The organism is Telluria sp. ZB4P34, from assembly GCF_059686055.1.
The window spans coordinates 271,806-290,869 of record NZ_JCASIF010000005.1; the positions used below are offsets into that span (position 1 = coordinate 271,806).

Sequence of the window (19,064 nt, forward strand, 5' to 3'; positions counted from 1 at the left end):
GCCCATCAACGCAGGGCGACGTTGGTCCGGTAGGGCGGCAGCCTGGCGGCGGTGGTGCCCTTGGCGCGCGCGTACACCGGCAGCAGCACGTCCATGTGCTCCTGCATGTCCGCAATGCGGTTCTCGCCACCCGGGTGGGTGGACAGCAGCTCGATCGGTGCGCGCTTGTTCAGCGCAGCCATCTTGCGCCACAGCACGATGCCGGCGCGCGGGTCGTAGCCGGCGCGCGCCGCGATATCGAGGCCCACCAGGTCGGCTTCGCGCTCGTCGTCGCGCGAGAACTTCAGGCCGAGGAACTGGGCGCCGTAGTTGGCAACGGTGCCGGTGATGCCCGGATCGATGCCGAAGATGCCCGAGACAATCGCCCCGACGCCGCGCGCGGCCAGGGTCGTTCCCATCTGCTTGGCCATCTTCTCACGGCTGTGCTCGCGTAGCGCATGGGAAATCTCGTGCCCCATGATGGCCGCCACCTCGTCGTCGGTCAGCTTCAGCGAGGTCAGGATGCCGGTGAAGAAGCCGATCCGGCCGCCCGGCATGCAGAAGGCGTTGACGTCAGCCGAATCGATCACGTTGACCTGCCATTGCCATTGCGTGGCCTTCGGGTTCCAGCGCGGAGTGTGCGGGATGATGCGCCTGGCGATGGCGCGCAGCCGCTGTACCTCGGGGTGGGATTGCGGCAGCAGCACGCCCTTCTGCTGTGCCTGGCCCATCATCTGGGCATACTGCTGCGCCGAGGCTTCGTTCAGCTGTTCTTCCGAGATGAAACGTGTGGCGCGCGACAGGGGTGTGACGGCGATGCCATCCTGGACTACCTTGTCCTGTGCTACAGCCGGCCCGATGGCGGTGCAGGCCGACAGCGAAGCGACGAGGGCGAGTCGTTTGAGTTTGTGCATGTGGCTCCGGCCGGCACCGTTGTTGGCGGCGTCGGCCACGCGAGTATTGGATGGGCACATGATAAACCATCCGGCGCCTCCGTCTGTTCGCCAACTGACACTCGCCGCCCTGCCCGGCTGGCCTCAGCCCGCCCCGGCGCGCGGGCGCAGCAGCACCGGCAGGCTGTCCGGCATCATCGTAAAGCCGTAGCGTTCCTCCACCGGCGGCGCGTCCGGCGCCAGCGACAGGTCGAACGTTGCCACCAGCATCGACGTCACCGACTTGAGCTCCGCAAGGGCCAGGTAGCGTCCCGGACAGAAGCGCGGCCCGGCGCCAAAGGGATTCGACACCGGCTCTTCCCCGCCGAGCCAGCGTTCCGGGCAAAAACAGGCGCCCGCGTCTTCCTGGTCGCGCGGCGTGCGCAGCAGGCACATGATGTTGGTTCCCGCCGGCACTTCCAGATTGTCGACCAGCAAGTCGCGATTGGCTTCCAGCACGATCACCGGCACCACCGGCTTGAGCCGCATGGTCTCGCGCGCGGCGGCGTCCAGGTAGCCGAGGCGGGACAAGTCCTGGTAGCGCTCCAGCACGGGCGCGTTCCCGAGCACGCCGAGGGCCTCGTTGCGCGCGCGCGCGGCCACGCCGGGGTGGCCGGCGAGGAACCAGGCCATCCAGGCCAGCGAATGCGAGGTAGTGTCCTCGCCGCCGAACACCATGGTCAGGGCGTTGCCGACCACGTGCTCGTCGTTCAGGCTGGATCCGGGCTCGTCGCAGGCCACCACCATGGCCTCCAGCATGTTGCCGGGGTTGGCGCGGGCGTCCGGGTCGGCGGCCAGGCGGCGCCGGGTGGCCGCGATGATCTCGAGGATGGTGTCGTGCACGCGCGTGAAAGCGGCGGACGCGGCCGGGTCGCCCAGTGCATCGAGGCCGCGCCGCTGGGCGCTGGGCGCGGTGAGTTCCAGCGCCAGGCTGTCGAACAGGAAGCTGATGTCGCGCAGCAGCGGATCGTCGTGTTCCAGGTTGTTGCTGTCGTGCCCCAGCGCCAGCCCGATGGTGATGTCCAGCGTGAAGGCCTTCAGGTCGCGCAGCATGTCCACCGGGCGGCCTGCGTGCGCCGCGTCCAGCCAGCGCCGGCGCAGGCGCGCCGTGTGCGCGGCCAGCTTCGGAAAGAAGCGGTGGATGATCTCGGGGGTAAGCGCGCGCATCACGAACTTGCGCTGCAGGCGCCAGTCCTCGCCCTCGGCCGTGAACACGCCGCGCACGCCGCCGTCTTCCAGCGCCCGCGCCAGCGTCGCGCCGCGCCGCAGCGCCTCTGGCCGGTTGCGCAGCAGGCGGCAGATCAACTCGGGATCGGACACCACCAGGAAGCGCTTGCCGGGCAGGCGGAAGCGGTACAGGGCGCCGAATTCGCGCGCCCAGCCCTCCAGCACCAGGTGCAGGCGCCCGGGGTCGGATTGCCCCGTGACGCCGAGCAGCTGGTTGCTGCGCGGCCCGGGCAGGTCAGCCAGCGAGCGCGGCTGGAGTGCGCTGATGGAAAGAGGCCTTGCCGGGTGTCCCATAATCCGCCGATCCTTGTGCATGTAAAAATATGCATGCACTGTAGGAAAAGGACCGGATGGGGGCCAACCCCTCGCGTGGGGGGAAGCCTCGGCCTGTGTTCAGGCGGCCAGGTCGCGCTTGCGCAGGCGGAATACGGCCAGGCTGCCGCGCAGGTTGGGCAGCAGGCGCACCGGCCTGCCTTCGGCCAGCGCCACGTACTCCAGCACTTCCAGGCCGCACTTCTCAGCCAGGTCCTTGAAGTCGTGGATGGTGGCGTAGCGCACGTTGGGCGTGTCGAACCACTGGTAGGGCAGCGAACGCGAGACCGGCATGCGCCCCCGGATCAGGGCCACCCGGTGCGGCCAGTAGGCGAAGTTCGGGAAGGAGACGATGGCTTCCTTGCCGACCCGGACGATGTCGCGCAGGCGCGCCTCGACGTGCTGCATCATCTGCAGCGAGGACAGGCACAGCACCATGTCGAAGGCGTTGTCGCGGAACAGGTCCAAACCTTGTTCCATGTCGTGCTGGATCACGCTGATGCCACGCTGGGTGCTCTCCAATACCTTGTCGTCCGCGATCTCGACGCCATAGCCGGTGCAGCCCTTGCCCAGCTCCAGGTAGCGCAGCATGGCGCCGTCGCCGCAGCCGACGTCCAGCACGTGGGCGCGCTCGCGCACCCAGTCGGCGATGAAGGCCAGGTCGGGACGCAGCACGTTCAGCTCAGTTGCGTTCATGCCGAGGTTCATGCGGCCTCCTGTGCGCCGGCTGCGCGCAGTTCGAGGTCGATCCTGTCGACATAGGCGCGCACCACCGCCATGTAGCGCGGGTCTTCCAGCAGGAAGGCGTCATGGCCGTGCGGCGCGTCGATCTCGGCGTAGGTCACCTTGCGCCGGTTGGAGATGAGCGCCTCGACGATCTCGCGGCTGCGCTCGGGAGAAAAACGCCAGTCGGTGGTGAACGAGGCGATCAGGAACTGCGCCCTGCTTCCTTCGAGGGCCTTGGCCAGGTCGCCGCCGTGGGCGCGCGCCGGGTCGAAATAATCGAGCGCCTTGGTGATGATGAGGTAGGTATTCGCGTCGAAGTATTCCGAGAACTTGTCGCCCTGGTAGCGCAGGTAGGACTCGATCTCGAAGTCGACGCCGAAGTCGAAGGCGTAGTCGTCTTTCTCGGCGGCGTTGCGCAGCTTGCGGCCGAATTTTTCCGCCATGTCGTCGTTCGACAGGTAAGTGATGTGGCCGACCATGCGCGCCACCTTCAGGCCGTTCCTCGGCACCACGCCGTGCTCGTAGAAATCTCCCCCGTGGTAGTCCGGATCGGTGAGGATGGCCTGGCGCGCCACATCGTTGAAGGCGATGTTCTGGGCCGACAGCTTGGGCGTGGAAGCGATCACGATGCAGTGGCGCAGGCGCTCGGGGAACAGGATGCTCCACGACAGGGCCTGCATGCCGCCCAGCGAGCCGCCCATGACGGCCGCGAAGCAGTCGATGCCGAGCCGGTCGGCCAGGCGCGCCTGCGCCGCCACCCAGTCTTCCACCGTCAGCAGCGGAAACGCTGCGCCATAGGGCTTGCCGGTGGCAGGGTTGGTGTGCATCGGGCCGGTCGAGCCGAAGCAGGAGCCGAGGTTGTTCACGCCGATCACGAAGAAGCGGTCGGTGTCGAGCGGCTTGCCGGGACCGACCATGTTGTCCCACCAGCCCTGGCTCTTCGGCTTGTCGGCATAGGTGCCGGCCACGTGGTGCGAAGCATTCAGGGCGTGGCAGACCAGCACCGCGTTCGACCTGTCGGCATTCAGGCTGCCATAGGTTTCATACGTCAGCGTGTAGTCGCCGATCTGGGCGCCGCTTTGCAGGCGCAGCGGTTCGGCGAAATGCATCGCCTGAGGTGTGACGTTTCCGATCGATCCCATGGAGGTGTGCGTTTATTCTTGTAGGCTCATCAGAGGCTCTGCAGCTGTTCGACGGCCGCGGCGATCTCGCCCGGCTCGATCGAGCGCAGTATACGGCGCGTGCGGGTCGTGATCGCGGCCAGGTCGCTGTTCAGGATTTCCTGCTTCACCGACAGCAGCTGCGCCGGGTGCATCGAGAATTCGCGCAGGCCCATGCCGAGCAGCAGGCGGGTGAGTTTGGTGTCGCCCGCCATCTCGCCGCACACGGCCACGTCCAGCCCGGCCTTCTGGCCGGTGGCGATGGTCTGCGCAATCAGCATCAGGACCGCCGGATGCAGCGGATTGTACAGGTGCGCCACCTCGTAGTCGACGCGGTCGATCGCCAGCAAGTACTGAATCAGGTCGTTGGTCCCGATCGACAGGAACTGCATGCGCTTGACGAACATCGGCAGCGCCAGCGCGGCCGCCGGGATCTCGATCATGGCGCCCACTTCCACGCCCGGGTCGAACTTGACGTTCTCTTCGCGCAGCTGGGCCTTGGCCTGCTCGATCATGCCCAGCGTCTGGTCGATCTCGAATGCGTGCGCCAGCATCGGGATCAGGATGCGCACCTTGCCGAAGGCGGATGCGCGCAGGATGGCGCGCAGCTGGGTCAGGAACAGCTGGGGCTCGGCCAGGCAGTAGCGGATCGCGCGCAGGCCCAGCGCCGGATTCAATGCCGTGTGTTCGGTGGGGTCGAGCGGCTTGTCGGCGCCCACGTCGAGCGTGCGGATCGTCACCGGGCGGCCCTTCATGGCCACCACCGCCTTGCGGTACTGCTCGAACTGCTCGTCCTCGCCCGGCACCTTGAGCACGTTGGCGCCGCGGCCCATGAACAGGAATTCGGAACGGAACAGGCCCACGCCGGCGGCGCCGGCTTCCAGCGCCGCAGGGCAATCTTCCGGCAGCTCGATGTTCGCCAGCAGCGTGATCGCGGTGCCGTCTTTCGTGACCGCCGGGGTCTTCTTGAGCTTGAGCAGGCGCTTGCGCGCCTTGAGCAGCGCGTTCTGGCGCGCGCGGTACTGTTCCAGCACCAGCTGGCTCGGATTGCAGACCACCACGCCGGCGTCGCCGTCGATGATCACCCAGTCGTCCTGCTCGACCAGGCGCGAGGCCTGGCTCATGCCGACCACGGCCGGGATGTCGAGCGAGCGCGCGACGATCGCGGTGTGCGAGTTCTGGCCGCCGACGTCGGTGACGAAGCCGATGAAGGAACGGGTTGCGCCGCCGCGGTCGCGGAAGGCCAGCATGTCGGCCGGCGAGATGTCGTGGGCCACCACGATCATCTGCGGGGGCGCATGGTCGTCGCCGTCGAGCGGCGGCGGGATGTCGAGCGCGGTCCCCATCAGGACCTTCAGCACCCGCTCGGCCACCTGCTGGATGTCGTGCTTGCGCTCGCGCAGGTATTCGTCTTCGATCTCGTCGAACTGGCGCGAGAGCTCGTCGATCTGGGTCACCAGCGCCCACTCGGCGTTGTAGTGGCGGGTGCGGATGATGTCGAGCGGCGCTTCCGAGATCATCGGGTCGGACAGGATCAGCGCGTGCACGTCGATGAAGGCGCCCAGTTCGGTGGGGGCGTCCTTGGGCAGCTCGGTCCACAGGGCCTGCAGGCCGCGGTGCACCTCGGCGATGGCGTGCTGCAGGCGCGCGACCTCGGCCTCGACCTGTTCTTCCGGCACCAGGTAGTGCTTGACGTCGAGCGCCGCGGGCGTGAGCAGGTGCGCGCGGCCGATCGAGATGCCGCGCGAGACCGGAATGCCGTGGAGCGTGAACGAGGCCATCGAGTGTCCCGGGTGGCGGGGAGCTGCCGCTTCGCGCGGCATTACTCGCCTTCGCCGAACTTGTCGTTGATCAGGCCCGCCAGCGCCGCGACGCAGGCTTCTTCATCGGGACCGTCGGCCTCCAGCAGCACCTTGGCGCCCTTGCCGGCGGCAAGCATCATGACGCCCATGATCGACTTGGCATTGATGCGGCGTCCGTTGCGGGTGAGCCAGACGTCGCTCTGGAACCTGGCGGCCAGCTGGGTGAACTTGGCCGAGGCGCGGGCGTGCAGGCCCAGCTTGTTGACGATTTCGAGTTCCTGTTGAATCATGTTGTCGCTTATGTGTCCTGTTTATGCCCGTGGCCAGAGGTGATTCAATATTGCTCAGCCCGATCCGACGCGGATCCGGTTGTCGACCCGCACGGCGCCGTTCTGGGCGCCCGCCAGGGCCATTTCCACCACCACGTCGAGGGTGTCGCGGCGGTAGGTGATCGCACGCAGCAGCATCGGCAGGCTGATGCCGGCGATGACTTCCACGCGGCCGGCATCGAGCAGCGAGCCGCAGCAGTTAGCCGGCGTGCCGCCCTTGATGTCGGTGATGACCAGCACGCCGTCGCCGTCGTCCAGGCGTGCGATCGCTTCCTTGGCGAGGCAGTTCACCTCGTGCAAGTCCTGGTCGGCGTTCACGTCGATCGCCTCGAAGCGCTCGGTGGGCCCGCGAAATACGTGCGCCACCGCCGCGATGAATGCCTGGCCCAGCGGAGCGTGGGTCATCAGCAGGATGCCTACCATGTCAGTTCTTTTCTGCGGTGTTGCCCGACACCTTACGCTCGACCGCGTCGATGAACATTGCGGCCACGTCGAATCCGGTCTGGTCGCTGATTTCCTGGAAACAGGTCGGGCTGGTGACGTTTACTTCGGTCAGGAAATCGCCGATCACATCCAATCCTACCAGCAATAAGCCGCGGGCGGCCAGTTCGGGCCCCAGCGCCTCGGCGATCTCGCGTTCGCGCTCGGTGATCGGCTGGGCCACGCCGAGGCCGCCCGCCGCCAGGTTGCCGCGCACTTCATTGCCCTGCGGAATGCGCGCCAGCGTGAAGGGCACCGGCTTGCCGTCGATGAGCAGCACCCGCTTGTCGCCACGCTTGATGGCCGGGATGAACTTTTGCGCCATGATGGAATGGCGGCCGTTGCCGGTAAGCGACTCGATCACCGAGCCCAAATTCATGCCGTCGTCCTTGATGCGGAAGATGCCGGCGCCGCCCATGCCGTCCAGCGGCTTGAAGATCACGTCGCCGTGCTTCTCGTGGAAGGCGCGCAGGCGCGCCGGATTCGACGACACCAGGGTCGGCGAGGTGTAGCGGCTGAACTGGCCGATGGTGAGCTTTTCGTTGTGGTCGCGGATGGCGCCCGGACGGTTGAACACGCGCGCGCCCTGGCGCTCGGCCAGCTCGAGCAGGTAGGTGCCGTACACGTATTCCATGTCGAAGGGCGGGTCCTTGCGCTGGATGACGGCGTCGAAAGCAGAGAGTTGCACGATTTCCGGCGCATCGGCGCGGTACCAGGCGTCCGCCTCGCCGGTCAGGTGGATGCGCGTGGCCTCGGCGGTGACGACGCCCTCTTCCAGCACCATGTCGCGCTGCTCGAACGCATATACGGCATGGCCGCGCCGGGCGGCCTCGCGCATCATGGCGAACGTCGAATCCTTGTAGATCCTGAAGGTGGACAGCGGGTCGGCGAGGAAGGCGATTTTCATGGGGCATCCAAAGCAGGGAATGCCCTGATTTTAGCCGGAAACGCGAATGTTCGCGGATGGGCCCTGCTTTATGCACTTCCTTGGTGCAGGATGGAAGTTCCGCTTCTCGTTTGTGCGTTCGCACAAGGCGCCATGAGCCGCATCAAGCCTTGGAAGTCTTCCCCGCGCGACCATGAACTTCATGGACGCACACACTGACAAGCAAGCGGAACAGGACCGCATCAAGGACGTGTACCGGCGCTGGCATGGCGGCGCCGCGCTGGGCCGCTACGCCTGGCACCGCCCTGAAATCCTGCAACAGGTGGCGGCGCGCTTTCGCAGCCTCGCTTCGCTGCTGCCCGACACCGTGGGCAGCGACCTGTCCGAGCTGCGGGTGCTCGACGTCGGCTGCGGCACCGGCGGCTTCCTGCGCCAGCTCATCGACTGGGGCGCCGATCCCGCCAGGCTGACCGGCACCGAGCTCCAGCAAGACCGGCTCGACATCGCGCAACGCGCCTCGGCCACCGGCGTCAGCTGGCGCCTCGGCACCCTCGACACCATGGGGCTGCGCGGCTTCGACCTGGTCTCGGCGCAAACGGTGTTTTCCTCGATCCTCGACCCGGAACTGCGGCGCGAACTGGCGGCCCAGATGTGGAGCGCCCTGCGTCCGGGCGGCTGGTGCCTCGTGTTCGATTTCCGCTACGACAACCCGCGCAACCGGAACGTGCGCAAGGTGACGCGGGCCGAGCTGCAAGCCTGGTGGCCAGGCGAACGCAGCCGCTACCGTACGCTGATGCTGGCGCCGCCGATCCACCGGCTGCTGGCGCGCACGCCCTGGATGGCGCCCGAGCTGCTGGCCGCCGTTGCGCCGCCGTTGCGCTCGCATTTCATGTACATGGTGCAGAAAGGGGGATAATCCCTCATGCTGGCCAACGAGGCGCCGCCGGGGATGTAGGGTGTAGGACTCCACCAGGCACGGTGTTCAGCCTGAGACACGGATGCCGTACGCGCGTTCAAGCAGACCGGGAATGGCTGTCCCGCCTGATCCAACGGGAGTTGAACGCGCGGCCGGCGCAAAACGCACCGACTGCGCACATCGCCCGGTGGAGCCGCCCACCCTACGGGGCCGGACTCAATACACTTCCGGATTGGGATCGGTGCGCTCGAGTTCGAGCGAAGCGGCCAGCAGGCCCAGACGCGCCACCACGCCGTACACGTAGAAGCGGTTCGGCGCCGCCGTACCCGGCTTGGCCTTGGGATCCGGCACCGCATGCTGCTGGGCGAAGGCCAGCGGCACGTACTGCGAGCCCGGCGCATTCAGGTTCTGGTCGACGCCACGCTCGGCATGCACGCGGTAGAAACCGCCCACCACGTAGCGGTCGATCATGTACACCACCGGCTCGGCCACGGCGTCGTTGACGGTTTCAAAGGTCGGCACGCCTTCCTGCACGATCATGTCGTTGACGGCCACGCCATCCTTGATGACGGTCATCCGGTTGCGCTGGGCGCGGCTCAGGTCGCGCACCTCGCTGGCGTCCTTCACAGTCATGACGCCCATGCCGTAGGTGCCGGCGTCGGGCTTGACGATCACGAAGGGCTTCTGCTCCTTCATGCCGTATTCCTTGTACTTCTTCTTGATCTTCGAGAGCAGCGCCGAGACCGCATCGGCCAGCTGTTCGGTGCCGACGTCCTGCTGCAGGTCGATTTCGCCGACCTTGCTGTGCAGCGGGTTGACCAGCCAGGGGTCGATCTCGATCAGCTTGCCGAATTTCTTGGCCACCTCGTCGAAGGCCTTGAAGTGGTTGCTCTTGCGGCGCAGCGCCCAGCCGGCGTGCAGCGGCGGCAACAGCGACTGCTCGTGGATGTTTTCCAGGATCGAGGGGATGCCGTTCGACAGGTCGTTGTTCAGCAGGATGGTGCAGGGATCGAAATCGGCCAGGCCCACGCGGCGGCCATTGGGCGAGCGCACCAGCGGCTCAACCACGAGCATGTTCCCGTCCGGCAGCGCCAGCGGGGTCGGCTGGGTGACTTCCGGCGACAGCGAGCCCAGGCGCACGTGCAGGCCGGTCTGGCGGAAGATCTGCATCAGGCGCGCCACGTTCTGCAGGTACATCGGGTTGCGCGTGTGGACTTCCGGGATCATCAGGAGGTTGCGCGCGTCCGGGCAATACTTGTCGATCGCGGCCATGGCCGCCTGCACCGTCAGCGGCAGCATCTCGGTGGACAGGTTGTTGAAGCCGCCCGGGAACAGGTTGGTGTCGACCGGCGCCAGCTTGTAGCCGGCATTGCGCAGGTCCACCGAGCAATAGAACGGCGGCGTATGCTCCTGCCACTCGAGGCGGAACCAGCGCTCGATGGCGGGCGTGGCTTCGAGGATTTTCTTTTCCAGGTCGAGAAGCGGACCGGTCAGGGCAGTGGCGAGGTGCGGAACCATGGTGGGGACGTCCTAGTATGAGCTTATTGGAATTATATCGGTACGCTCATATATGGACGAACATGCGGTTTTAAAGGCGCACGATTGCCGTTTGCCAAGTACCCCGTTACCCCAGCACGGCGGTGGCGACCCAGGCATACACCGGAATGCCCAACAGGATGTTCAGCGGGAAGGTCACCCCGAGCGACATGCTGAAGTACATCGACGGATTGGCCTCCGGTATCGAATAGCGCAGCGCGGCCGGGACCGCGATATACGACGCACTCCCCGCCAGCACCATCAGGAGCGTGGCATTACCTGCAGACAGGCCAAGCAGCACTGCCAGCCCCAGGGCAAGGCCGGCATGCACGACCGGTGCGCCGGCCGCGTAGGCGAGTAGCCAGCCCGACTGGCCGCGCAGCTTGCCCAGGCTACGTGCGGTATGCAGGCCCATGTCGAGCAGGAAGAATGCCAGCATGCCCTTGAACAGGTCGATCGAGAACGGGGCCATGGCCGCCTTGCCGGCCTCGCCCGTCAGCAGGCCCACCAACATGGCGCCAAGCAGCAGCAACTGGGTGCCGTCGGTGAACGATTCGTGCAAGATCTTCCCCAGCCCGACGCGCGGCGCCCCGGCCCCGAGCGTTGCCGTTGCATTGCCGTTTGCGATCAATCCAGGCGCGCCGGCCTGGCGCATGGAATTGGCCAGCACCACGGCGATCACGATGGCGGGCGATTCCATCAAGGCCATTGCGGCGGCCATGTGCCCGCCATAGGCGATCTGTTGGACATCCAGGTACTGGGTAGCGGTGATGAAGGTGACCGCACTGACCGAACCATAGGTTGCCGCGACCGCCGCGGCATCGAAGCCGGACACGAAACGCTTCAGGACCTGGTAGGCGGCCAGGGGGATCATGGTCGCCAGCAGGACGGCGGCGCCCAGGCTCGCCGCGATCTCGGCGGTGAGGCCGGATTGTGCAAGAGCAAACCCGCCTTTCAGCCCGAGCGCCATCAACAGGTAGAGCGACAGGAAGCGCGAGATCGGCTGGGGAATTTCCAGGTTCGATTTGACGCAGCCGGCCAGGATGCCGAAGGCAAAGAACAGGATGGCGGGATCGAGGAAGTTATGCATGGTCTGGACGTTGACGACAAGGTGCTGCATCCTAAGCATTCCCAACAATAAAGAAAAATCGATTATTCTGATCTGCAGAATAGATAAATCCCTATGAATGCGACTTTCCGCCAGCTGCGCCTGTTCCTTGCCTTTGCCGAGCACCTGAGCGTGACGGCCGCCGCCCGTGCCTGCCACGTCACCCAGCCGACCGCGTCGATGCAGTTGCGCGAGCTGAGTGAGGGCGTGGGCATGCCGCTGTACGAGCAGGTCGGCAAGCGCCTGTACCTGACAGCGGCAGGCGAAGCGCTTGCGCGCACGGCGCGCGCCATGATGGACGAGTGGGCGGCATTCGAGCAGCACGTCGACGGCGTCAAGGGCATGACGCGCGGCCGCCTGCGGCTGTCGGTGGTGAGTACCGCGAAATACTTCGTGCCCCGGCTGCTCGGCAGCTTCTGCGCGGCCTTCCCGGAGATCGACATCGCGCTCGAAGTGCTCAACCGCGATGGCGTGCTCAAGCGCCTGCGCGACAACCTCGACGACCTCTACATCATGTCGATGCCGCCGGACGACCTGGAGCTCGAGCGGCATGCCTTCCTGTCCAATCCCCTCGATGTGTTTGCCTCCGCATCGCATCCGCTGGTCGGACGCGAGCGCATCGCCCTGGCCGAGCTGGCGCCGCTGCGCTTCATCCTGCGGGAAAAGGGATCCGGCACCCGGCTCGCCTGCGACAACCATTTCAGGGCGCTCGGATTCCGGCCGGACGTGCGCATGGAACTGGGCAGCAACGAAGCGATCAAGCAGGCCGTGGCGGCCAGCCTGGGATTGGGCGTGATTTCACGCCACGCGCTCGGCGAGCATCCGGAGGACGAGCACCTGGTGGCGCTCGCGGTCGAGGGGTTTCCGGTGCAGTCGAACTGGTGGACCCTGTACCGGAAAGGGAAGAAGCTGTCGCCGGTTGCCGGCGCTTTCCTGCATCATCTGGAGCATGCCGGCCGGGTGGTGGAGCAAGGCCCGCCGGCAGCACCGCAGTGAAGGCCGCCGCCCTCCCAGCCGCGCTGCACCGGACGGCGCAGCGCGGCCAGGAAGGGAGGCGCTGCCTGTCTACGCCTACAGGTGGTAGGCCGACTCCCCGTGGCTGGTGATGTCCAGCCCTTCTCGCTCGGCATCGGCCGGCACGCGCAGCCCGACGACGACGTCCACCAGCTTGAAGGCGACGAAGGCAACCACCGCCGACCACACGATGGTGATGCCCACCGCTTCAGCCTGCACCAGCAGCTGCTTGGCGATCGAGTAGTCAGGCGAGGCCTTGTTGGCGATGTAGTCCCAGACGCCCTGCCCGCCCAGCTGCGGCGCGGCGAACACGCCGGTCAGCAGTGCGCCCAGGATGCCGCCCACGCCGTGCACGCCGAACACGTCGAGCGAGTCGTCGGCGCCCAGCAGGCGCTTCAGGCCGGTCACGCCCCACAGGCAGATGACGCCGGCCAGCAGGCCCATCACCAGGGCGCCCATCGGTCCGACGAAGCCGGCGCCCGGGGTGATCGCCACCAGGCCCGATACCGCGCCCGAGACGGCGCCCAGCAGCGAAGGCTTGCGCTTGAAGGCCCACTCGCCGAACATCCACGACACGGCGGCGGCGGCCGTGGCCAGCAGGGTGTTGATGAAGGCCAGCGCGGCGATGTCGCCCGCTTCCAGCGCCGAGCCGGCGTTGAAGCCGAACCAGCCCACCCACAGCAGCGAAGCGCCGATCATGGTCATCGTCAGCGAGTGCGGGGCCATCGATTCGCGGCCGAGGCCGATGCGCTTGCCGATCACGTAGGCGCCGACCAGGCCGGCGACCGCCGCATTGATGTGGACCACGGTGCCGCCGGCGAAGTCGAGCGCGCCGTGCTGCCACAGGAAACCGGCGTTACTGGTCACGGTCGCGAGGGTGGCAGCGTCCTGGATCGCGTCCGGGCCGGCCCAGAACCAGACCATGTGGGCCACCGGCAGATAGCCGAATGTGAACCACAGCACCGTGAACAGCAGCACGGCCGAGAAACGCACGCGCTCGGCAAAGGCGCCGACGATCAGGGCGCAGGTGATGGCGGCGAAGGTGCCCTGGAAGGCGACGAAGATGAACTCGGGGATCATCGTCTCCTTGCTGAAGGTGGCGGCCTGGCTGAAGCTGCCCGCGGCGGCATCGTAGATGCCGTTCAGGAACACGCGGTCGAAGCCGCCGATGAAGGCGTTGCCTTGCGTGAAGGCCAGCGAGTAGCCGTACAGGCACCACAGGACGATCACCAGCGAGAACACCATGAACACCTGCATCAGCACCGACAGCATGTTCTTGGCGCGCACCAGGCCGCCGTAGAACAGGGCCAGGCCGGGAATCGTCATCATGATGACCAGCAGCGTGGCGACGAACATCCAGGCGGTGTCGCCCTTGTTGATGCTGGGTGCGGCCAGCGCCGGCAGCGCCAGGCCGGCGCACGCGAGGCCGGCAAGGATTCTGGTAATGAGCTTCATGGGGTTCCCCTTACAGTGCTTCGTTGCCGGTCTCGCCGGTACGGATACGGATGACCTGGTTGAGGTCGGCCACGAAAATCTTGCCGTCACCGATCTTGCCGGTCCGGGCCGCGCCCGAGATGGCGTCGATCACCTGGTCGACCACGGCGTCGTCCACCGCGGCTTCGATCTTGATTTTCGGAAGGAAATCGACGACGTACTCCGCGCCGCGGTACAGCTCGGTGTGGCCCTTCTGGCGGCCGAAACCTTTGACTTCAGTTACGGTCATGCCCTGCACGTTGATCTCCGACAGCGCTTCGCGGACTTCGTCCAGCTTGAAGGGCTTGATGATGGCGGTAATCATTTTCATGGTGTTGCCTCTATGGCGTTCAGATGCGTTTAGAAAGTTTTGGACACGGTCAGTACGGCCGCCGACTTGCCCAGGTTTTCGCCTCGCGGGCTCAGGTAGGCACTGGTACTGGCCTTGATCCAGGCCAGCGACACGGTGGCAAGGCCGAAGTCCTTGGTAAGGCCGACCTTGTAGTCGGTGTACGAGAACGCGCCGTTGTTGTTCACTTCCTGGCGCCCGGCATGCAGGTTCAGCATGAGGCCGTTGTAGACGTCGATATCGGCGCCCAGGTCCAGGTAGCCGCTGCGCTTGCTGTTCGCGGTGCCGAACAGGTTGGTGGTCGCGTGCGAATACTTGACGTAGGCCGGGCCGAAGCCCAGGCGCGCGTAGAGTTCGAACGTATTGGCGCGCGGGTTCAGGTCGTTGGACGGATACCAGTAGTACAGGCCGCCGACGTCGTAGCTGAGGTTTTCGGAAAGATTGCCGCGCTTGCCGCCGTAGACGTCCCACTCGATGTCGCCGTCGCCGCCGAGATCCTTCGTCCATTTGATGGTGGACAGCCAGGTTCCCACGTACAGGCCGGTCGGGCCGTGCACGTAGTCGACGCCGCCCTGCAGCGCCGGGTCCAACCGGGTTTGCGACAGGCCGCGGTAACGGTAGTCGCTGGTGATGGCGGCGTTGTAGCTGATCTGGTGCTCAGGAGTCGCTTCTTGCGCGAACGCAGGGACACTGGAAAGGGCCAGCACGGCCCAGGTCACTGCTGCTGCACTTGTGTTGCACTTCATGACATTCCCCTTAATATTCAACAGCCAAGCGTGGCGCGGGCTGTTGCGGTTTACAATCCTGTTTGCTACACGCCTGACAACTCTTTAGCAGGATGCGTGCCAGCATGAAAAACGCGATCGGGACGCCCGGGAGTGCTTGTTTTCCCGGCCATCCGCCCCATTTGCGATTCGAATAACCCGGGAAAGCCATGCCGCGGGCGCCGCTGGCGGCGCCACGCACCAAAGCGGAAGGCGACGCACCGTGGTGGTGCACCGGTCAGACACAAGGAAATGGACATGAACAGCTTCTTCAACGACATCCAGGGCAAGATCAACCAGGCGCTGGAAAGCACGCCGGCCAAGGACATCGAGCGCAACGTCAAGGCGATGGTGACCCAGGGCTTCTCGAAGCTCGACCTCGTCACCCGCGAAGAGTTCGACATCCAGGCCCAGGTGCTGGCCAAGACCCGCGCCAAGCTCGAAGCACTGGAGCTGCGCGTGGTGGAGCTGGAATCGCGCCTGGCGGGGCAGGCTGCGCCGGCCTCCTCCACGTTCACGTCTGCCGGCAGCACCGGCGGCGCCAGCCCGGCTGCCGATGCCGCCATTCCCGGCGCCACCGACCCGGCCGCGCCGCACATCATCCTCGACAAGCCGTAATCACCCGCTTGCATTCATGCAGGAGCACAGCGCACCATGAATGCAATCGACCAGCCCGCCGGCGCCCTGGCGCCGCAGGAAGTCTCGCTCGACGTCCTGCGCGAGAAATACGCGAAGGGCCAGGAGACCGGCATCCTCGACGTACGCCGGCGCGTGGCGCGCGCCCTGGCGGCACTCGAACCCGGGCTCGATGGCGACGGCCGCACCGCGCTCGAGGAGCGCTTCGTCTGGGCCCAGGAGCAGGGCTTCGTCCCGGCCGGGCGCATCAACTCGGCCGCCGGCCTTGGCCTGCAGGCCACCCTCATCAACTGCTTTGTCCAGCCGGTGGGCGATTCCATCTCTGGCAGCGAGGACGGCCTGCCCGGCATCTACACCGCCCTGGCGGAGGCCGCCGAGACCATGCGCCGCGGCGGCGGCGTAGGCTACGATTTCAGCGCCATCCGGCCGATGGGCAGCAAGGTCCACGGCACCCGCTCGCGCGCTTCCGGCCCGGTCTCGTACATGGAGGTCTTCGACGCCTCGTGCCGCACCGTGGAATCGGCCGGCGCCCGGCGCGGGGCGCAAATGGGCGTGCTGCGCATCGACCACCCGGACATCGAACGCTTCATCGCCGCCAAGGACGAAGGCGGGCTCACCAACTTCAATATCTCGGTCGGCGTCACCGACGACTTCATGCACGCCGTGGAGGCGGACGCGCCCTTCGAGCTGGTGCACCGCGCCGAGCCGGGCGAGGAGGACGCAGCGGATGCCTACCTGCGCGAAGACGGCCTGTGGGTCTACCGGCGGGTAGCGGCGCGCGCGCTGTGGGACAAGATCATCGCCTCCACCTATGACCATGCCGAGCCGGGCGTGCTCTTCATCGACCGCATGAACGAGGAGAACAACCTCTGGTATGCGGAAGAACTGCGCGCCACCAATCCCTGCGGCGAACAGCCGCTGCCCGCCTATGGCTGCTGCGACCTCGGCTCGGTCAACCTCACCGCCTTCGTGCGCGACCCGTTCGGCGCCGAGCCGCGATTCGATTTCGAGCGCATGTGCGAAGTGGCCGCGGTGGGGGTGCGCATGCTCGACCTGGTGCTGGACGCGACCGAGTGGCCGCTGCCGCAGCAGGCTGCCGAATCGCAGGCCAAGCGCCGCATCGGCCTCGGTTTCCTGGGACTGGGCAGCGCCCTCGTCATGCTCGGCCTGCGCTACGATTCCGACGCGGGCCGGGCGATGGCGGCGCGCATCGCCGAAACGCTGCGCGACGCGGCCTACGCCACCTCGGTCGAACTGGCGCGCGAAAAAGGCCCCTTTCCCCTGTTCGATGCCATTGAATACCTGGACAGCCGTTTCGTCGAGCGCCTGCCGGAGTGGCTGCGCGAGGCCATCGGCAAGTTCGGCATCCGCAACTCGCACCTGCTGTCGATCGCCCCGACAGGCACCATCTCGCTGGCCTTTGCCGACAATGCCTCGAACGGCATCGAGCCACCCTATGCCTGGACCTACCAGCGCAAGAAACGCATGCCGGACGGCGCGATGCGCAGCTATGAAGTCGAGGACCATGCGTGGCGCCTGTACCGCCAGATGGGCTTCGACAAGGCGCAGCTGCCGCCCGCCTTCGTGACGGCGCTCGAGATGCGCGCGATCGACCACCTGCGCATGGTGCAGGCGGTGCAGCCCTTCATCGACACGGCCATCTCCAAGACCGTCAACGTGCCGGAGGATTACCCTTTCGAGGACTTCCGCGACCTGTACAGCCAGGCCTGGCATGCGGGCCTGAAGGGGCTGGCGACTTATCGGCCGAACTCGGTGCTGGGGAGCGTGCTGTCGACGTCGTCCGCATCGTCAGCATCGTCCACACCGAGCGCGGCATCGCGGCAGGCCACGCAGCCCCTCCTCCATGACGAAGACCCGCTGCGCAAGCGCTTCGAGCACCGTCCGCTCGGCGAGCTGGAGTCGGTCACCTCGAAGATCGAATACGCGACCCAGGAAGGCCGCAAGACGGCCTACCTCACCGTGAGCTTCATCCGCGCCGACGGCGTCCATGAGGGCCGGCACGTGACCATCGAGCGGCCCTTCGAGTTCTTCATGCCCTCGAACCAGCGCACCGACGGACAGCAGTGGATCACGGCCTCGATGCGCCTGCTGTCGATGGTGGCGCGCGCCGGCGGCCCGATCGCGCGGGCGCTGGCCGACATGCGCGACGTGGTGTGGGAAAAAGGCCCGGTGCGCTGCGGATTCCTGACACGCGAAGACGGCGCCCAGGTGCCGGTGTACCACGACTCGGAAGTGGCGGCGATCGCCTTCATGCTGCAGCGCGTGCTGATCCGGCGCGGCTTCCTGGATGCCTGGGGCAACGGGGTGCCGGTGCCGGAACTGGCGCGGCGTTTTGCCGAGCGCTGCGCCGGTGGCGAACCGCTGGTGCCGGAAGCCGAGCCGCAGCCGCCGACCAGCGCCGGCGCCCTGCCCGCCGTCGGCGGCGCCAGGTGCCCGGAATGCGGGGCACGGGCGCTGCGCAAGGTGGACGGCTGCACCCGCTGCGGCGAGTGCCACTATGTAGGAGAGTGCGGCTGAGGCATACTGCGCAGGTTGATCACTATTCCTGCTGCCATGCCCTACATCGCCCTCAAACACCTGCATATCACGTTTGCCGTCCTGAGCGGACTATTCTTTCTCGTCCGCGGCATCTGGATGCTGCGCCGGTCGCCGCGCCTGCAGCAGCGCTGGGTGAAGATCGTCCCGCATATCGTCGACACCCTGCTGCTGGCCAGCGCCATCGGCCTGGCCCTGTGGAGCCGCCAGTACCCGGGCCAGTCGGCCTGGCTGACGGCCAAGGTATTGGGGCTGATCGCCTACATCGTGCTGGGCGCGATCGCACTCAAGCGCGGTCGCACGCAAGGCACCCGCACTGCCGCCTTCGTCGGCGCCCTGCTGTGCTTTGCCTACATCGTCGCCGTGGCCGTGACAAAGAACCCGTTCGTCGCCTTCTAGGCTGCGCCGCCGTGCGAGCCTCAGTGCTCGCCGCCGGCGTAGATCCACATCGGTTCAGTCTTGCCGGCCCGCTCGAATCCCATGGCCCGGTAGAACGCGACCGCATCGCCGTCCGCGGTCAGCATCATCTGGTGGAAACCGGCATACCGCCCGAGCATTGATTGCATCATGCGGCGGCCGACGCCCTTGCCCTGATGGTCGGGATGCACCAGCATGTGGGGAAAGTAGACGACCAGGTGGCCGTCCGAGATGGCGTTGCCGATGCCGACGAGTTCGGACCCGATGCGGGCGGTGACGAGCGCATGCGAGCTGCGCAGCGCAGCCATCAGCTGCGCGGGCTTGTCTGCCGACGACCAGCCGTTGGCCCGGTACAGGCGGATGACTTCGTCCTCGTCGATGCGGTCGGCAAGCGATACTGCGATGTCCATGGGGCGTCTATTCTGTTTGCAGGACCTGCCATGGTAACGCGCATCGCCGGGC

18 protein-coding genes and 1 pseudogene are annotated in these 19,064 nt (G+C 66.5%); 5 read left to right on the forward strand and 14 right to left on the reverse strand.

Annotated features, from left to right (window positions below; all coding sequences use genetic code 11):
- Positions 1 to 5 precede the first annotated feature (5 nt).
- The 8 genes from AC56KL_RS12040 to gshB all read right to left on the reverse strand — a co-directional run bounded on the left by AC56KL_RS12040 (position 6) and on the right by gshB (position 7,854).
- Positions 6 to 893: a M48 family metallopeptidase gene (locus AC56KL_RS12040; RefSeq protein WP_497180390.1), complete on the reverse strand. Its 888-nt coding sequence runs from the start codon at positions 891 to 893 to the stop codon at positions 6 to 8.
- Between the two features lie 123 nt (positions 894 to 1,016).
- The gene (locus AC56KL_RS12045; RefSeq protein ID WP_497180391.1) at positions 1,017 to 2,432 is read right to left on the reverse strand and encodes a cytochrome P450; all 1,416 of its coding nucleotides are present in this window, start codon (positions 2,430 to 2,432) and stop codon (positions 1,017 to 1,019) included.
- A 99-nt stretch (positions 2,433 to 2,531) separates the two neighbouring features.
- Positions 2,532 to 3,146: a methionine biosynthesis protein MetW gene (gene metW, locus AC56KL_RS12050; protein ID WP_497180419.1), complete on the reverse strand. Its 615-nt coding sequence runs from the start codon at positions 3,144 to 3,146 to the stop codon at positions 2,532 to 2,534.
- Positions 3,147 to 3,154: 8 nt separating this feature from the next.
- The gene (gene metX, locus AC56KL_RS12055; protein ID WP_497180392.1) at positions 3,155 to 4,318 is read right to left on the reverse strand and encodes a homoserine O-succinyltransferase MetX; all 1,164 of its coding nucleotides are present in this window, start codon (positions 4,316 to 4,318) and stop codon (positions 3,155 to 3,157) included.
- Between the two features lie 29 nt (positions 4,319 to 4,347).
- A complete protein-coding gene (ptsP, locus tag AC56KL_RS12060; protein ID WP_497180420.1) occupies positions 4,348 to 6,117 on the reverse strand; it encodes a phosphoenolpyruvate--protein phosphotransferase in 1,770 nt (589 codons plus the stop codon).
- Positions 6,118 to 6,158: 41 nt separating this feature from the next.
- Positions 6,159 to 6,428 carry an HPr family phosphocarrier protein gene (locus AC56KL_RS12065; protein ID WP_497180393.1) on the reverse strand — a complete coding sequence of 90 codons (270 nt, stop codon included), beginning with the start codon at positions 6,426 to 6,428 and terminating at the stop codon, positions 6,159 to 6,161.
- A 54-nt stretch (positions 6,429 to 6,482) separates the two neighbouring features.
- Positions 6,483 to 6,890, reverse strand: coding sequence for a PTS sugar transporter subunit IIA (locus AC56KL_RS12070; protein ID WP_497180394.1), 408 nt, complete (start codon positions 6,888 to 6,890; stop codon positions 6,483 to 6,485).
- Position 6,891: 1 nt separating this feature from the next.
- Positions 6,892 to 7,854 (reverse strand): glutathione synthase, encoded by a 963-nt coding sequence (gene gshB / locus AC56KL_RS12075; RefSeq protein ID WP_497180395.1) that lies wholly within the window; start codon positions 7,852 to 7,854, stop codon positions 6,892 to 6,894.
- A gap of 181 nt (positions 7,855 to 8,035) precedes the next feature.
- On the opposite strand from gshB, the gene AC56KL_RS12080 reads away from it, so the two are divergent.
- A complete protein-coding gene (locus tag AC56KL_RS12080; protein WP_497180396.1) occupies positions 8,036 to 8,749 on the forward strand; it encodes a class I SAM-dependent methyltransferase in 714 nt (237 codons plus the stop codon).
- 216 nt (positions 8,750 to 8,965) lie between these two features.
- On the opposite strand, the gene gshA is transcribed toward AC56KL_RS12080, so the two are convergent.
- Entirely contained in the window at positions 8,966 to 10,267 is a 1,302-nt protein-coding gene (gene gshA, locus AC56KL_RS12085; RefSeq protein WP_497180397.1) for a glutamate--cysteine ligase, read from the reverse strand.
- Positions 10,268 to 10,373: 106 nt separating this feature from the next.
- Positions 10,374 to 11,375, reverse strand: coding sequence for a sodium-dependent bicarbonate transport family permease (locus AC56KL_RS12090; RefSeq protein WP_497180421.1), 1,002 nt, complete (start codon positions 11,373 to 11,375; stop codon positions 10,374 to 10,376).
- A gap of 93 nt (positions 11,376 to 11,468) precedes the next feature.
- Here AC56KL_RS12090 and AC56KL_RS12095 point away from each other — a divergent pair, with 93 nt between their 5' ends.
- Complete coding sequence (locus AC56KL_RS12095; protein WP_497180398.1) at positions 11,469 to 12,389, forward strand: LysR family transcriptional regulator; 921 nt, start codon at positions 11,469 to 11,471, stop codon at positions 12,387 to 12,389.
- A 75-nt stretch (positions 12,390 to 12,464) separates the two neighbouring features.
- Here AC56KL_RS12095 and amt read toward each other — a convergent pair whose 3' ends face one another.
- The 3 genes from amt to AC56KL_RS12110 are packed head-to-tail and all read right to left on the reverse strand — an operon-like array spanning position 12,465 to position 14,975.
- Positions 12,465 to 13,862: an ammonium transporter gene (amt, locus tag AC56KL_RS12100; protein WP_497180399.1), complete on the reverse strand. Its 1,398-nt coding sequence runs from the start codon at positions 13,860 to 13,862 to the stop codon at positions 12,465 to 12,467.
- A 10-nt stretch (positions 13,863 to 13,872) separates the two neighbouring features.
- Positions 13,873 to 14,211 (reverse strand): P-II family nitrogen regulator, encoded by a 339-nt coding sequence (gene glnK, locus AC56KL_RS12105; RefSeq protein WP_036247637.1) that lies wholly within the window; start codon positions 14,209 to 14,211, stop codon positions 13,873 to 13,875.
- Between the two features lie 29 nt (positions 14,212 to 14,240).
- On the reverse strand, positions 14,241 to 14,975 hold the full coding sequence (locus tag AC56KL_RS12110; protein ID WP_497180400.1) for a TorF family putative porin: 735 nt from the start codon (positions 14,973 to 14,975) through the stop codon (positions 14,241 to 14,243).
- Positions 14,976 to 15,245: 270 nt separating this feature from the next.
- Between AC56KL_RS12110 and AC56KL_RS12115 the strand changes: the two are divergent.
- From AC56KL_RS12115 to AC56KL_RS12125, 3 genes and pseudogenes are all read left to right on the forward strand, one after another.
- A pseudogene (locus tag AC56KL_RS12115) lies at positions 15,246 to 15,476 on the forward strand (accessory factor UbiK family protein); the annotation flags it as partial.
- Positions 15,477 to 15,647: 171 nt separating this feature from the next.
- Positions 15,648 to 18,167, forward strand: coding sequence for an adenosylcobalamin-dependent ribonucleoside-diphosphate reductase (locus AC56KL_RS12120; RefSeq protein WP_497180401.1), 2,520 nt, complete (start codon positions 15,648 to 15,650; stop codon positions 18,165 to 18,167).
- A 36-nt stretch (positions 18,168 to 18,203) separates the two neighbouring features.
- On the forward strand, positions 18,204 to 18,584 hold the full coding sequence (locus AC56KL_RS12125) for a SirB2 family protein (protein ID WP_497180402.1): 381 nt from the start codon (positions 18,204 to 18,206) through the stop codon (positions 18,582 to 18,584).
- Between the two features lie 20 nt (positions 18,585 to 18,604).
- Here the strand turns inward: AC56KL_RS12125 and AC56KL_RS12130 are convergent, their stop codons facing one another.
- The gene (locus AC56KL_RS12130) at positions 18,605 to 19,012 is read right to left on the reverse strand and encodes a GNAT family N-acetyltransferase (RefSeq protein WP_497180403.1); all 408 of its coding nucleotides are present in this window, start codon (positions 19,010 to 19,012) and stop codon (positions 18,605 to 18,607) included.
- Positions 19,013 to 19,064: the final 52 nt, after the last annotated feature.